Annotated in this window: 16 protein-coding genes and 2 pseudogenes; 9 read left to right on the top strand and 9 right to left on the bottom strand. The window is 68.1% G+C overall.

The genetic code is table 11. The annotated features are described in order from the left end of the window. Positions 1–349: 349 nt before the first annotated feature. The 5 genes from NS2_RS32630 to NS2_RS32615 are packed head-to-tail and all read left to right on the top strand — an operon-like array spanning position 350 to position 4264. On the top strand, positions 350–2044 hold the full coding sequence (locus tag NS2_RS32630; RefSeq protein WP_071811884.1) for a nitrate- and nitrite sensing domain-containing protein: 1695 nt from the start codon (positions 350–352) through the stop codon (positions 2042–2044). Further along, positions 1933–2913, top strand: a complete 981-nt coding sequence (locus NS2_RS38635) for a histidine kinase (RefSeq protein ID WP_335582413.1) — start codon at positions 1933–1935, stop codon at positions 2911–2913. Before NS2_RS32630 ends, NS2_RS38635 begins: the two co-directional genes overlap by 112 nt. Further along, on the top strand, positions 2891–3316 hold the full coding sequence (locus NS2_RS32625; RefSeq protein WP_033091139.1) for a roadblock/LC7 domain-containing protein: 426 nt from the start codon (positions 2891–2893) through the stop codon (positions 3314–3316). Before NS2_RS38635 ends, NS2_RS32625 begins: the two co-directional genes overlap by 23 nt. Continuing rightward, positions 3313–3690 (top strand): DUF742 domain-containing protein, encoded by a 378-nt coding sequence (locus NS2_RS32620; RefSeq protein WP_033091138.1) that lies wholly within the window; start codon positions 3313–3315, stop codon positions 3688–3690. The genes NS2_RS32625 and NS2_RS32620 overlap by 4 nt, the downstream gene beginning before the upstream one ends. Before the next feature lie 13 nt (positions 3691–3703). Next, the gene (locus NS2_RS32615) at positions 3704–4264 is read left to right on the top strand and encodes a GTP-binding protein (protein WP_235264030.1); all 561 of its coding nucleotides are present in this window, start codon (positions 3704–3706) and stop codon (positions 4262–4264) included. A gap of 96 nt (positions 4265–4360) precedes the next feature. On the opposite strand, the pseudogene NS2_RS38630 reads toward NS2_RS32615, so the two are convergent. From NS2_RS38630 to NS2_RS32595, 4 genes and pseudogenes are all read right to left on the bottom strand, one after another. Beyond that, positions 4361–4561, bottom strand: a pseudogene (locus NS2_RS38630) (Imm51 family immunity protein); the annotation flags it as partial. A gap of 62 nt (positions 4562–4623) precedes the next feature. Continuing rightward, entirely contained in the window at positions 4624–5307 is a 684-nt protein-coding gene (gene mtnC / locus NS2_RS32605; protein WP_033091136.1) for an acireductone synthase, read from the bottom strand. Continuing rightward, positions 5304–5882, bottom strand: coding sequence for a 1,2-dihydroxy-3-keto-5-methylthiopentene dioxygenase (locus NS2_RS32600; RefSeq protein WP_033091135.1), 579 nt, complete (start codon positions 5880–5882; stop codon positions 5304–5306). Before NS2_RS32600 ends, mtnC begins: the two co-directional genes overlap by 4 nt. A gap of 21 nt (positions 5883–5903) precedes the next feature. Next, positions 5904–7568: a bifunctional S-methyl-5-thioribose-1-phosphate isomerase/methylthioribulose 1-phosphate dehydratase gene (locus tag NS2_RS32595; RefSeq protein WP_033091134.1), complete on the bottom strand. Its 1665-nt coding sequence runs from the start codon at positions 7566–7568 to the stop codon at positions 5904–5906. Between the two features lie 212 nt (positions 7569–7780). Here NS2_RS32595 and NS2_RS32590 point away from each other — a divergent pair, with 212 nt between their 5' ends. Both NS2_RS32590 and NS2_RS32585 read left to right on the top strand, forming a co-directional pair. Next, on the top strand, positions 7781–8062 hold the full coding sequence (locus tag NS2_RS32590; RefSeq protein WP_143161323.1) for a hypothetical protein: 282 nt from the start codon (positions 7781–7783) through the stop codon (positions 8060–8062). Then, positions 8059–8472: a hypothetical protein gene (locus NS2_RS32585; RefSeq protein WP_033091132.1), complete on the top strand. Its 414-nt coding sequence runs from the start codon at positions 8059–8061 to the stop codon at positions 8470–8472. Before NS2_RS32590 ends, NS2_RS32585 begins: the two co-directional genes overlap by 4 nt. Positions 8473–8512: 40 nt before the next feature. On the opposite strand, the pseudogene NS2_RS32580 reads toward NS2_RS32585, so the two are convergent. After that, a pseudogene (locus tag NS2_RS32580) lies at positions 8513–9759 on the bottom strand (KasA/KasB family beta-ketoacyl-ACP synthase). Positions 9760–9798: 39 nt separating this feature from the next. Here NS2_RS32580 and NS2_RS32575 point away from each other — a divergent pair. After that, positions 9799–10362 carry a TetR/AcrR family transcriptional regulator gene (locus tag NS2_RS32575; protein WP_033091131.1) on the top strand — a complete coding sequence of 188 codons (564 nt, stop codon included), beginning with the start codon at positions 9799–9801 and terminating at the stop codon, positions 10360–10362. Here the strand turns inward: NS2_RS32575 and NS2_RS32570 are convergent, their stop codons facing one another. Further along, a complete protein-coding gene (locus NS2_RS32570; protein WP_033091130.1) occupies positions 10363–10890 on the bottom strand; it encodes an NUDIX domain-containing protein in 528 nt (175 codons plus the stop codon). Continuing rightward, complete coding sequence (locus tag NS2_RS32565) at positions 10887–11453, bottom strand: DUF418 domain-containing protein (protein WP_033091129.1); 567 nt, start codon at positions 11451–11453, stop codon at positions 10887–10889. The genes NS2_RS32570 and NS2_RS32565 overlap by 4 nt, the downstream gene beginning before the upstream one ends. Positions 11454–11571: 118 nt before the next feature. Between NS2_RS32565 and NS2_RS32560 the strand changes: the two genes are divergently transcribed. Next, a complete protein-coding gene (locus NS2_RS32560) occupies positions 11572–12024 on the top strand; it encodes an SRPBCC domain-containing protein (protein WP_033091128.1) in 453 nt (150 codons plus the stop codon). A gap of 20 nt (positions 12025–12044) precedes the next feature. Here the strand turns inward: NS2_RS32560 and NS2_RS32555 are convergent, their stop codons facing one another. Continuing rightward, positions 12045–12269 (bottom strand): hypothetical protein, encoded by a 225-nt coding sequence (locus tag NS2_RS32555; RefSeq protein WP_045439961.1) that lies wholly within the window; start codon positions 12267–12269, stop codon positions 12045–12047. Between the two features lie 35 nt (positions 12270–12304). Next, a complete protein-coding gene (locus NS2_RS32550; protein ID WP_045439958.1) occupies positions 12305–13111 on the bottom strand; it encodes an HNH endonuclease family protein in 807 nt (268 codons plus the stop codon). Positions 13112–13396 lie beyond the last annotated feature (285 nt).

The following is a 13396-nucleotide window of genomic DNA, read 5'->3' as shown; positions in this document are numbered from 1 at the left end:
AGTACTAATCGTGACGGCCGCGGGCGCCAACGCCTGCCTGGCCTTACAGTCCGGGCCCGACGCGAATCTGGGCATGGTCGCCTCCGAGATGAACCGGACCGTGCGGCGGGTCGGCGCGTATCTCTGCGCCGCCCCGCGCCGCCGCCTCTGAGTGCGTGCATTCTGTTGCGCCGCCGCGGATTCTCGGTTCCGAGCAAGGCCGGAGCGGCGGCATGCGTTGTCATGCAGGCGCATACATGAGATGCCCTGTCAATACTGTTCCCGCTCAGCGGGACCGGAACGGCGAGTGTGACTTACGTCCCGTTACCTTTGCTCGATTTTCAGAGCGAGGCTCGGGGTCCGGACCCGCGTGCTCGCCATCGCACTCGTCCCGAGCCTTGCGCTGCTCGCGATCGGTGTGGGTGGCGCGGGGTATCTGGTGGTCGAGGGCAAGCACGCACGGGAGTGGGCGGAGGCGTTGACCTCCGCGGCCCCCACCACCTATGACTTGATCGTCGCGGTACAGCAGGAACGGCAGCTGTCCCTGGCGCAGATGGGCGGGGACGGAAACGACCCGAAGGCCTTGGCGCAGGCGCGGGTTCGCCTCGACAAGGCGTTACAGGGCCTGGCGGCGATCACCCCGGCCATGCAGCAGTACGGCCCCAAGGGCATCGGCGACAATGTCGGTGGACTGACCACCCTCAGCGGGCAGCTCGCCGGGGTGCGCACCCAGATCGACACCAACGCCGTGGCGATCTCCGACGTCTACTACTTCTACGGAAAACTGCTCGAAGTGGTCTGGATCGGCAGCCGCATGGTCGCCGACAACGCGCCCAGTTCCGAAGTGGCACTGGAGGTCGCGAACGGCCTGCAGGTCGTGCAGGCCTCGGAGATGCTCTCCCGCGAGGCCTCGGTGGCCGAGGTGCTGCTCGGCGGCGGCAGCCTGCCTCCGGAGCTGGCCATCGAATTCTCCCGGGTAATGGGCACCTACCGCGTGAACCTGGGCGTGCTCGCCGGCGGCGACGGTGGCACCGGCGACAAAGACATGCAAGCCCTCATGAACGATCCGGACTGGACGAAGATCGTCATGATGGAGAACGTACTGCTCTCCCGCGCAATCGATCCCATCACCGTGCCACCCAGCAAGCCCGGCGCGGCACCGCAGGTCGCACCGTTGACCTTCACCGCACAGGAATGGCGCGACGTCGTCAGCAGGCTCAACACCCAGATCCTGCACATATGGGACCAGCAGAGCCGGCACAACGAGGCCGCGGCCGCGGCGGTGGGCGACCGCAATGCCCGCGATTCCGCGCTCGCCGGCGGCGGCATGCTCGCAGTGTCGACGCTCGCGTTCCTGGTGTCGCTGTTGCTGGCCAACCGGATCATCCGCCGCCTCAAGGGCCTGCGCGACGAGACGCTGGTGCTGGCCGACGAGCGGCTGCCCGAGATCATGGGCAGGCTGCGCGAGGGCCAGGCGGTCGACCCGGCCGCCGAGGCCGCCGTGCTGGACTTCGGCACCGACGAAATCGGCCAGGTGGCGAAGGCGTTCACCCACGCGCACGCGGCCGCCGTGGCCGCCGCCGTCACCGAGGCCCGCACCCGTGAGGGCGTCAAGGCGATGTTCCTCAATATCGCCCACCGCAGCCAGGTCATCGTGCATCGCCAGCTCGAGGTGCTCGACGCCGCCGAATCCCAGCAGGAGGATCCGGCGCTGCTCGACATCTACTTCCGCCTCGACCATCTGGCCACCCGCGAACGCCGCAATGCCGAGAACCTGATCATTCTCGCGGGCGGCCGCCCGGACGGCAGTGGCGGAATCCGGTGCCGCTGTTGGAGATCGTGCGCTCGAGTGTCGGCGAGACCCTCGACTACACCCGCGTCAAGGTGGCCCGGCTGCCCGAGGTCTCCATCGCGGGCAGCGCCGTGGCCGACCTCATACACCTGCTCGCCGAACTGGTCGACAATGCGGCCGCCTTCTCGCCGCCGCAGTCGCAGGTCGAGGTGCGCGGCGGCATCGTGGGCAAGGGCGTGGCCATCGAGGTCATCGACCAGGGCATGGGCATGAAGGAGGAGGAGTTCGCGCGGGTCAACGAGATCCTGCGCGACGCACCCGATTTCGGTGTGAGCATGCTGCCCGAGGACTTCCGCCTGGGCCGCTTCGTGATCGCGCAGCTGGCCGCGCGCAACGGCATCTCGGTGCGGCTCACCGAATCCGACTACGGCGGCGTGCGCGCCATCGTGCTGGTGCCGACCAGCCTGACCGTGCAGTCCTCGGGCCGCACCGGTGAGATCCCGGTGGTGCCGCGGCAGTTGGACGCGTCCGAGCCGTCTGCCGCGGCGCTGGCCGTGGCGGCGCTGCCGCAGTTGCCCGCCGCGCCCCCGTCGATGATCTCGAACTACGACCTGCCCATCGTCGGCTACGACCCCTACGGGCCGCCTGCGACGCCGGAACCGCCCGTCGCGCCCGCACCCCCGGTCGCGCCGCAGCCGGAGCCCTTCGGTCCCTCCACCGGTTCGTTCGCGTCGCCGGTGATGTCCTTCGGCGCGGCCACGCCGTTCGACCCGCCGACCAACCCGCGGCCGCAGCCGAACCCGGCGCCCGAACCGATCCCGCCGGTGGAAAACGGTTTCCGTGCACGAGAATTCGGGCGGTCCCATTACACTGGCTCCGACGCCCGGCCCGCGCTCCCGCGTAGGCGCCGGCAGGCAAGTCTCGCACCGGAATTGGCGCAGGAGCAGTCGGCCCCCGAACCGACCGCTGCGGCCACCCGCACGGCCGAGCAGGCCCGAGACCTTTTCTCCGCCATCGAGAACGGAACCAGGCAGGGCCGCAGGGCCGACGCCGGTTCGTTCGGGTCTGAGTCACAAGCCTTCTTCGAAGGCGCACAGTCGGAACGACAGGAAGGCGACGGTGACCACCTCAAACGCTGGTGATCTCAACTGGCTACTCGATGATCTGGTCGACCGGCTCGCGGGCGTCCGTCACGCGGTGGTGCACTCCACCGACGGGCTGCTGCTGGGCCGCTCCTCCGCCATGAGCCGCGAGGACGCCGAGCACTTCGGTGCCATGTCCTCCACCCTCTACGGCCTGGCGCGCAGCGCCGGAGGCAGATTCGACGGCGGCGGCGTCCGCCAGGCGGTAATCGAACTCGAGCGCGCGGTGCTGTTCGTGACCGCCGCCGGCAGCCACGCCTGCCTCGCGCTGCAGGCCACCGAACAGGCCAACCTCGGCATGGTCGCCTACGAGATGAACCTGACCGTGCAGCGCGTCGGCAGTTATTTATCCACCACGCCCCGCCATAATCTGGCCGGACAAGGCAACCCCCGACTGTCATGAGGCCGGGGCCGGGGGAACAGTGGTTCGACGACGCGGCCGGTCCGCTCGTGCGTCCGTACGCACGGACGGGTGGCCGAACCATGGGAGCGGGACACGACCTCGACATGCTCACCGTGGTGGTGGTGCCCAATGCGGCCCCACCCCTGCGGCGGGTCGAGCCGGAGTATTCGGATATCGTGCGGCTGTGTCGGCTGCCGCTGTCGGTGGCCGAGGTGTCGGCCGCCATGCGGCTGCCGCTGGCGGTGACGAAAATCCTGGTGGGGGACTTGATTTCAGACAATATTCTCAACTTCCGGGCCCCGGCCTCCCCCGAGTCCGTGCCCGGTGACCTCAACATTCTGCGAGCGGTACTCGATGGCATTCGAAAACTCTGATACCGCCCAGCCCATGGCCGCCTCGGTGAAGATCCTCATCGCGGGCGGCTTCGGCGTGGGCAAGACCACCATGGTGGGGGCGATCAGCGAGATCACCCCGCTGCGCACCGAGGAACTCATTACCGAGTTGTCCGCGGGCGTGGACGATATGCGCGGCGTCGAAGCCAAGACCACCACCACGGTGGCCCTGGACTTCGGCCGCATCACCATCGACCAGAACCTGGTCCTCTACCTGTTCGGCACCCCCGGCCAGGACCGCTTCTGGTTCCTCTGGGACGAACTGGCCCGCGGCGCCCTCGGCGCGGTAGTCCTCGCCGACACCCGCCGCCTCGAAGGCTCCTTCGCCGCAATCGATTTCTTCGAACGCCGCGGCGTAGCCTTCACCGTCGCAGTCAACTGCTTCGAAGGCGCCCCCCTCTACACCCCCGTCGAAGTCCGAGACGCCCTCGACCTCGACGAACGCATCCCGGTCCTCCTCTGCGACGCCCGAGACCGCGCCTCCTGCAAGAACGTCCTGATGACCCTGGTCGAATACCTCATCGAACGAGCGGCCGCCACCGGCGCAGCCGTCTGACCCGCCCCGGATGACAATCGCGCCCGCTCGGAAACCGAGCGGGCGCGAGGCGTATTCGTCGGCAGATGCTGTCAGTCGAACCACGTGGGCGACGAACATTCCGGCTTCGGGGTCGAAGTTCAGGCGGTCGGCAAGGCCGGGGTCTTGGGTCGTGAGGGCTGAGCGGGCCACACCTGCCCAACCGTAACCGCCTGCGTCGTAGCCGAATTCGGCGAAGACGGGTTCGGTGGGCAGCATGTGGTTGTCGGACAGCATCAGGCAGTAGTGCCCGGGCTTGTGGTCGTACTCGAAGAACACCAAGGGAGCGAAGGTCTCGCGATCGGTCACATCGGCGACCCTAGTGAGTGCGGCCGACAGGATCAGTTGGGGTCGACGTCGGCGAAGTCGCTGATCCAGCGGTGGTCGCCGCGGGGGGTGTTGGGTTCGCCGGGGCGGGTGACGCCGATGGCTTGCCAGCCCGCTGCTGCGGCGGCGTCGACCTCGTCGGGGTGGTCGGAGAGGAACAGGATCTGTTCGGGGGGAACGCCGATGGCGCTGGCGATCTTCTCGTAGGAGGAGGGTTCGCGTTTCGGGCCCGCGGTGGAGAGGTCGAAGTGGCCGGAGATGAGTGGGGAGAGGTCGCCGCCGCGGGCGAAGGCGAACCAATCCTTTTGGTTGCGTACCGAACCCGAGGAGTAGATGTAGAGCTCGAGGCCGGCGGCGCGCCAGGCACGCAGGACCGGGGGGACGTCCGGGAAGAACTCGCCGTGCAGGGAGCCGTTGCGGAAACCCTCGGCGCAGATGATGCCCTGGGCGGCTTTGAGGGGCTCGGACTTCACGTCGGTGTTGAGCCAGTCGATGAGGATTTGCGCCACCTCGGCGGCGTTCGCGTCGGGGCGCTCGGCCTGGGCGCGGGTGGCCTCGATGATGGGATCGGCTGCACCGCCCTGGTTTTCGTCCAGCCAGCCGGGTAGCCGGTCACGGGTGTAGCCGTAGAGGTCCTCCCGCACCGAGCTGGTCGGGCTGGTGGTGCCCTCGATATCGAGAACGACCGTCTTGATCATGCCGGGGCCAGCAGTTCGTCGAGGGTCGGGAAGCCGCCGGAGATCTTGTCGCCGGTGAAATCGCCGATCCAGCCGTCCTCTTCCTCGAAGAAGCGCACGGCCACGAACTCGGGGCGGGTGCCCATGTCGAACCAGTGCAGGGTGCCCGCGGGGACCGAGACCAGATCGCCCGCGGTGCAGACCGTGGCCAGCACCTCGTTGCCCAGGTGCAGGTAGAAGCAGCCCGCGCCGGCGGCGAAGAAGCGGACCTCGTCCTCGGCGTGGCGGTGCTCGTCGAGGAACTTGGTGCGGGCGGCGACCGCCTTGGCGGGCCACTCCGGGTCGCTGTCGTCGGGGTGGATGCGGGCCACGTCGATGAACTTGTAGCGGCCGTCGGCGTTCAATTCGTCGATGCGCGGCTGGTATTCGGCCAGCAGTTGCTCGGTCGTGGTGGCGGCGGTGAAGCCCTCCAGCAGCGGCCAGCGCTCGAAGCTGATGCCGCGCTTGCCGAGCTCGGCGGCGATCACCGCGTCGTCGGAGGTGCGCAGGATGACATCACCGGCGTCGGAATCGGACATGATCTGCAACAGAGTCATCAGGGGGTTCCTTTCTCGGAACTAATTCTGGCCCACCGGAATCTCACGGTGCCCGGTCAAAGTGGTCAGTTCGCACATGGCCTCGAGGCATTCGGCGCGATCGCGAGCCTGCGCCAGGGTCGCGCCCCAGGCGGTGATGCCGTGCCCGGCGATGAACAGCACGGGCGGGGCATCGGGATGCTCGGTCAGGTACTTCTCGATATCGACGCCGATCTGCGGCACATCGGCATGATTCGGGAAGACCGGGATGTCGATGACATCGGGTCGAGTCGAACCGAGGCCCTTGATCAGCTCGTAGCCCGCGAAACGCGCCGTGGTGACACCGGATCCACCGGTCTTGATCGACGCGGCCGTGGCATGCGGGGGGTGCACGTGGACCACCGCTACCGCGCCGCGGGTGCGGTAGACGGCGGTATGGATCGTGGTCTCCGCCGAGGGCTTGCGACCGGACCCGTCCACCGGCTTCGAATCCACCAGCGCGACGGTCACCATATCGGCGGCGGTCAGCTCGCCCTTGGACAGGCCGCTGGCGGTGATGACGGCCGTATCACCCTGGCGCACAGAGATATTGCCCGCCGTGCCCGGCATCCAGCCGCTCGCATAGAGGCCGCGCGCGATATCCGCGATTTCGGCACCCGCTGCCATCGTGCACGCCGTGCCGGTCGGCACTGCGGCGGAAGTCCGGGCCGCACTCGGGTCTTCGAGCACACCGAATTCGGTGACCACCGCGGTGACGAGCTCGGCCGGAGTGACATCGAAGGCGGGATTGAACGTCCGGGTTCCCTCGGGAGCCGTTGCGACGCCGCCGAATCCGGTCACCTCGGCCGCGGCGCGCTGCTCCACCACGATGTCGGACCCGTGTGCGGTCGAGATGTCACGGGTCGATTCCGGCGCGACCACGATGAACGGAATGCCGTGGTGCTTGGCGGCAATCGCCAGCATGTAGGTGCCGATCTTATTTGCCACCGCTCCGTCGGCGGTGATCCGATCCGCGCCCACGACCACGGCGTCGACCTGCTCGGTGGCCATCGCCCAGGCGGCCGCGGAATCGATGGTGAGCCGATGCGGGATACCGGCTTCGGCCATCTCCCAGGCCGTCAGCCGCGCGCCCTGCAACAGGGGCCGGGTCTCGTCCACGATCACCTCGGCGAGCGCGCCGCGCTGATGCAGCACCCGCAGCGCGCCGATGGCGGTGCCCCACGCGGTGGTCGCGAGCCGCCCGGTATTGCAGTGGGTCAGCAGCCGCAGCGGCCGGTCCGCGCACAGCCGCTGAATCAGATCGGCGGCCTCGGTGGCGGCGGCCAGATTCACCCGGCCGTCCTCGGCCAGCGTTTCGAGAGCCTCGTCGAGCATGGCGGCCACGCCCTCGGGCAGCTTGGCCAGCGTGCGCTGCACACCCCACGCCAGATTCACCGCGGTCGGCCGGGCGTCCGCGATGCGCGCGGCCTCGCTCTCGACCCGTGCGGTATCCACCACCCCGTCGGTCGTCGCGGTCAGCGCCGCGATCACCACGCCGAACGCCCCGCACACCCCGATCGCCGGCGCACCGCGCACGGCCAGGGTCTTGATGGCATCGATGACCTCGTCGACCGTCGTGATCCGAAGCTCCCGCACCTCGTGCGGCAGCGCCCGCTGGTCGATGGTGACGAGCGCACCGTCGGCCCACGCGATCGAACTCTGATCCATCTAGTTATGTCCTCTTGACTGGAGAATTGCGGCGACGCCCACGGACGTGAGCACACTCCACCGTATCGAACCCGGATCCACGCCTGACCGGCAGGTTTCGGATCAATGGAATCCGAATGGCCGGTTTCCGCACGGAATGCGCGCACGAACCCGCCGCGACGCCCGGCGTTGTCAGCTCGCTTCGCCCGGCCATACCGCAGTACCCTCCCGGTATGGCAAGACAGCGTCGTACCCGCAAGATCACCGTGACGATGCCGGAGGACATTGCTGCCACCCTCGACGATTGGCGCAGCACCGGCCGCATTGCCTCGATTTCGAGTTTCGTCGCCGAATCCGTCAAGGCCCGCGTCGACCGCGCCGAATCCCTGGCCCGCCTGGAGAACGCCCTCGGTGGCCGCCCACCGCTGGACCTGATCAATCGCGCCCGAGCCGTCCAGGGGCTGCCCCCGTTATCGGATGAGGAGGAGGCCTCCGGCGACCGCGGCGCGGCATGACCCCCGCCGCCCCGACGCTGGGCGGCGTCGTCTTCGACACCGCCGCGTTGACCGCCTGGGCCCATCGCGTCGCTTACGTGCAATCGGTGGTGTGGGCCACCGCCGACGCCGGGCACACCATCATCGTCCCGGCCACCGCGCTAGCCGCGGCCCGCGCCCTGATTCCGCCCGGCCGCCTCGATATCCTCTCGGTCCTGCTGGATCTGCCCAATACCGTCATCCAGCCCCTCGACCGTCCCGCCAGCGACCACCTCGGCGACACCCTGGCCGACCGTCCCGACGCCGACGCCCTGATTCCGGCGGGTCACGCCACTCTCGAAGCGGTGAGCCGGGATTGGCCGTGTCTGACCGATCGACCCGACACCCTGCGCAAGCTGGACCCGCGCGTTCAGACCGACAAGCTGCCCTGAACCGGCTGCGGCCCAACGGCTATCGCGCGCGACAGAGCCGTCAGGCGCGCCCCAGGGCGAGGGTGACATTGTGCCCACCGAAGCCGAACGAGTTGCTGAGCGCGTACCGCAGCTCCTGATACCGCGGCTTGTCGGCCACCACGTCCAGATCCGTGCCGGGGTCCGCGCTCTCGAAATTCAAGGTGGGCGGGACGATCTGCTCGCCGAGGGTGCGCAGCGTCAGCATGGCCTCCAGCGCGCCGACCGCACCGATAGAATGCCCCAGCGCCGACTTGGGCGCGTACACAGAGGCTTTCGGCGTGACCGCCATGATCGCCTTCGCCTCGGAGGCATCCCCGACCGGGGTGCCGGTCGCGTGCGCGTTGACGTGGTCGATGTCGCCGCCGGTCAGCCCCGCCGTCGCGAGCGCCTTGCGCATTGCGCGGGCCGCACCGTCGCCATCGGGCGCGGTACCGGTGATGTGATAGCCGTCCGAGGTGATGCCCGCCCCGAGCACCCGGCCGAGAATGCTTGCGCCCCTTGCCCGCGCGTGCTCCTCGGATTCCAGCACCAGCAGCGCGCCCGCCTCACCGAAGACGAACCCGTCGCGACCCCGGTCGAAAGGCCGTGAGGCCCGCTCGGGTTCGTCATTGCGCGTGCTCATCGCCCGCATCATGGCAAAGCTCGCGATCGGCACCGCGTCGATCTGCCCCTCCACCCCGCCCGCGACCACCACGTCCGCCTCCCCGGTGGTGATCAACCGCCAGCCGTGCGCGATCGCCTCCGCCCCCGAGGCGCAGGCCGAAACCGGCGCGTACACACCGCCTTTCGCCCCGATCTCCAGTCCCACGGTGGCCGCCGCCCCATTCGGCATGACCATCGGCACGGTCATCGGCGGCACCTTCCGATATCCCCCCCGGCCCGCATCACATCCACCGCATTGATCAGCGCGTCCCCACCGCCGAGCCCCGTGCCCACCGCCACCGCGAGCCGCTCCGCCTCGACCTCGGGCGCTCCGGCCTCCGCCCACACCTGTCGTCCCAGGACCAGCGCCAACTGCTGCACGAACGACATCCGCCGCTGCTCGATCCGGGTCAGCTGCTCCCCCGGCTGCGCGACCAGCCGCCCGCCGATGCGCACCGGCAGCTCGTGCTCGGTCACGAAATCATCTGTGAGCGTATCGATCCCACTGTCCCCGGCCAGCAGCCGCACCCAGGTGGATTCCAGGTCGGCCCCCAGGCACGTGGTCGTCGCCATGGCCGTCACGACTACGCCCCGCCGAGTTTCTGTACCAATCGCTACAGTCATGTCGACATGAATACCTGTAGCGACTGTTACAGTCAACCCGTGCCGCGCCCACCCGACCACGCCCGCCGCGCCCAGCTCCTCGAAGGGGTCATCGCCTACATAGCCGACCGCGGCCTCACCGAACTGTCCCTGCGCCCCCTGGCCGAGTACCTGGGCACCAGCTCCCGCATGCTCATCCACTACTTCGGCACCAAGGAAGCAATGCTGATCGCCGCCTTGGAAACTCAGCGCCCCGACATCGCGGCCCTGTTCTCCGGCGTGGACTCCCCCGCAGTTCTCCGCGACCGCCTCTCCGCATCCTTCGCGATCAACACCGCGGGCGAGTTCGCGACCAGCCTCCCGGTCCTGCTCCAGGTCCTCGGCGCGGCAACGGTCCCCGACAGCCCCTTCAAGCCCTACGCCACCGACGCCATCGAAGTCCTCATCACCGCCATGACGAACGCCCTCACCCGAATCGACCCCACCATCCCCGACCCCGAAGCCTCGGCCACACTGCTCATCTCGGGCATGCGCGGCCTCATCCAGGACTGGTGGGTCACCGGCGACACCTCCCGGGTCGAACGGTCGGTCAACCTACTCATAGCCCAAGCCATCCCGGGCTGATCACCGCGGGCGGACCTCTGCGGCCAGCGTCAAGAGTTCGGGCAGGTGGGGGCCGTCGGTCGCGGCGCGTGACAGCGCCTCGGACAGCGGGAAGGCCCGGACTTCCAGGATGTGCTCGGCGTCATCGGGATTTGTCGGCGTGGCGGTGAGTACGACGTCGGCGGTGCACCAAAGCCACGCCTTGTGCGGGTGCGGCTGCCAGGGGCGATAGGGCTCGGGGTGATCGGTGACGGCGTAGTGGGCGCCGAATGGCTGGATGGGTCCGGCGAGTTCGGCACCGGCCTCTTCCGCCAGTTCGCGAATGACGCAGGACTCCACCGATTCTCCGGCCTCGCGGGTGCCGCCGGGGAGGATCCAGATGTCGCGGTCGTCGCGGCACAGGACGATGCGGTCGTCGACGAAGCAGACGACGTGGATGTTGGTGACCAGTTCGTCGGGTGGGAGATCGGTGGAGAACTGGACGTCGAGGCCGCCCCACTCCCAGCGGGCCGGAGCGTGCAGGAGGGGGTAGCGCTCGGCGAGGGTCATGGTTCGACGGTACTGGGCACGGGGCGCAACTGTTTGGGGCCGTAGGTGATTGCGCGGAGCAGGTATTCGACCGGGCCGTAGCGATGGTGACGAACCCAGCGGCGGGCCAGGGCCAATTGCGCGAGATAGATGCCGAGTGCGACGGCGAGGATCGTCCAGTCGGACAGCCGGCCCGCCAGCGCGAGGCCATAGCCGGTGAAGATCAGTGCGGCGACGATCGACTGGCCGATGTAGACGGTGGCGGCGAGCCTGCCGGCGGGAGCGAAGATGTCGGCGATCCCGGGACGGCTGTGGATGATTCGCGACAGTGTCGCCGCGTAGGCCGCCGCGAGCAAGGGGCCGGCCCGGTCGGCCGCCCGGAACTGCATGGTCAGCGAGTATCCGAACAGGAAGGAGAAGAGCACGTAGAACTTGTCGTGGAACAGCGCCTGCGCCAGGGTGCGTGCGGTGCCCGCGGCGAATCCGGTCGGATCCGACATGATCTCGATATTCACCAAGAGGATTCCGCCGAGCGCGAATCCGCGCAGCCTCGGCGCCGCTGCGGTGATCTTCGGGTCAACCATGGCCCGACGGTAGGGCGGCACGCCTCGATGCGAATCCCCCGCCGGGTTGAGACCGTCCTCCCCCTCGGGAGTGACGGCCCACCCCACCTTCTAGAACTGGTTTCAGTATTGTTCCCCCATGGCCTTCGTCATCGACAGCACCGTGGAGATCGACGCGCCCGCCGAACTGGTTTGGCAGGTGCTCACCGATGTGGACAAGTACGGGGAGTGGAATCCCTTCTGCGTGGAGTGCAAGACCACCCTGGAACCCGGCTCACCCATCGATATGAAGGTGCGGCTGGTCGGCCCGAAGCTCAAGCAGCAGCGCGAGTTCATCCGGACCCACACGCCGGGTAAGGAATTCAGCTACAACATGAAGCCCGCGCCGCTGGGCCTGCTCAGCAGCGAACGCTCCCACGAGGTGACGGCGCTGGAAGGCGGCCGTACGCGCTACGTCTCGCACTTCCAGCTCAACGGACCCGTGGCCCCGGTGGTCGCCGGCCTGCTGGGCCGCGCGTTGACCACCGGGTTCGAGGGCATGACCGAGGCCGTCAAGACGCGCGCCGAAGCGCTCGCCTCAGCGGACCAGTAGGCCCGGTGGGCAAATAGCCCTCATGCCTCGAACGGCACCACATTGCCCGCGGCGTCGCGGTCACCGCTCTCGTTCTCGATGGCGGTGACCAGGTCCTGCACGCTGGACCAACTGCGAGGTTCCTCATCCTCGAGATTGCCGATGGTGTACCAGGTGGCGGTGCCCCGATAACGCACCAACCCGTGGCCCGAATAATCCAGCGTCACATCGAGATCCCCGGAGACCGTTCCCTCTTCCCGGGTCATGACGGCTGCCTCGCTGCGGATTTCGACGATGGCGACTATGTGAATTCTCCCTTGCTGACGCAGTCCTTCACTGCGGACTGCAGTGCGGTCTGTTCCTTGGAATCGACGTTCAACCCGTACTTTACTTTCACCTGGATGTAGCGCCCGATATAGGCGCACCGGAAATTCCCCGGTGGGATATAACTCGACGGGTCCTGATCGCCCTTGGAGCGATTGGCGGTCGGATCGGAAATCACCAGGTTCAGCGCGTCGTTGGCGATGTGGCGGCGGGTGTCGTCGTCGAGTTTGGACGCGCCCGAACGCCACGCTTCGGCCAGCGCCACAATGTGGTCGATGTCCAGGGCGGACGAATCGGTGGTCCACTTGTAGGGCTTGAGCGCATTGGTCTTCTTGTCCATGACCCCGTACTGATCGCGCCAGCCGCCATCCTTTCCGGTGGTCAGCTTGCAGGAAGACGGGTCGAGTTTGACCGGCCCGGTCGCGTCACGCAGGAGCACCACATCGCGGGTGGTGCAGCGGCTGTATTGCGCGAACGAGTCACCGAATCCGTGTTCGGGTTTCTCGGTGTCCCAGTGCGGGAATCGGTCCCGCGAATATCCGGTCATCGGGAGTTCGTCGGCGACCGAGAGGTTTCCCAGCAGCGCGCTGATCTCCTTCGCCGACCCCACCGGCTGGGCCGGGCCGGAGGGTATGGGCGGACCGCTCGCATCCGGTTTCGCGGTGTCGCCGTGTTTTTCGAGGACGGCGACCAGGACCGCCACCGCGACGGCGACCAGTAGTGACACCACGGCGGCCAGCAGGCGGCGTGCGGCCGGGGATCGACGGAATTTCGACAATGTCACCGCGCATCACCGCTCGCGGTGGCCGGGGACAGGGGCTTCGACAGGCGTGACGGCTTCGTGTGCAACATATCCCGCAAACCTTGACAATCAGTGACCCGAAACGGCAAGCCGCACGCAGGTTTCGGAGACAGGCGTCACACCGGGCTCGGCGCGTTCGGGTCCGGAACCAGTGGTTGCGGCATACCCGCCGCAATTCCATACTGGGTCGCGTCAAGATCGAAAACAATGGCGGAGCAGGGATTTCCGGGCGGTTCCCGGCGCGTTGGCCGTGTCGCGCTAGTGTCG

The organism is Nocardia seriolae NBRC 15557 (assembly GCF_007990715.1).
Lineage (GTDB): Bacteria > Actinomycetota > Actinomycetes > Mycobacteriales > Mycobacteriaceae > Nocardia > Nocardia seriolae.
This window is presented reverse-complemented; position numbering and strand designations above follow the sequence as displayed.

Bases quoted from the DNA above. Each gene is read 5' to 3' on its own strand.
- NS2_RS32620 (WP_033091138.1), top strand. From the start codon at position 3,313: ATGAGGCCGGGGCCGGGGGAACAGTGGTTCGACGACGCGGCCGGTCCG.
- NS2_RS32615 (WP_235264030.1), top strand. From the start codon at position 3,704: ATGGCCGCCTCGGTGAAGATCCTCATCGCGGGCGGCTTCGGCGTGGGC.
- mtnC (WP_033091136.1), bottom strand. From the start codon at position 5,307: ATGATCAAGACGGTCGTTCTCGATATCGAGGGCACCACCAGCCCGACC.
- NS2_RS32600 (WP_033091135.1), bottom strand. From the start codon at position 5,882: ATGACTCTGTTGCAGATCATGTCCGATTCCGACGCCGGTGATGTCATC.
- NS2_RS32595 (WP_033091134.1), bottom strand. From the start codon at position 7,568: ATGGATCAGAGTTCGATCGCGTGGGCCGACGGTGCGCTCGTCACCATC.
- NS2_RS32590 (WP_143161323.1), top strand. From the start codon at position 7,781: ATGGCAAGACAGCGTCGTACCCGCAAGATCACCGTGACGATGCCGGAG.
- NS2_RS32585 (WP_033091132.1), top strand. From the start codon at position 8,059: ATGACCCCCGCCGCCCCGACGCTGGGCGGCGTCGTCTTCGACACCGCC.
- NS2_RS32570 (WP_033091130.1), bottom strand. From the start codon at position 10,890: ATGACCCTCGCCGAGCGCTACCCCCTCCTGCACGCTCCGGCCCGCTGG.
- NS2_RS32565 (WP_033091129.1), bottom strand. From the start codon at position 11,453: ATGGTTGACCCGAAGATCACCGCAGCGGCGCCGAGGCTGCGCGGATTC.
- NS2_RS32560 (WP_033091128.1), top strand. From the start codon at position 11,572: ATGGCCTTCGTCATCGACAGCACCGTGGAGATCGACGCGCCCGCCGAA.
- NS2_RS32555 (WP_045439961.1), bottom strand. From the start codon at position 12,269: ATGACCCGGGAAGAGGGAACGGTCTCCGGGGATCTCGATGTGACGCTG.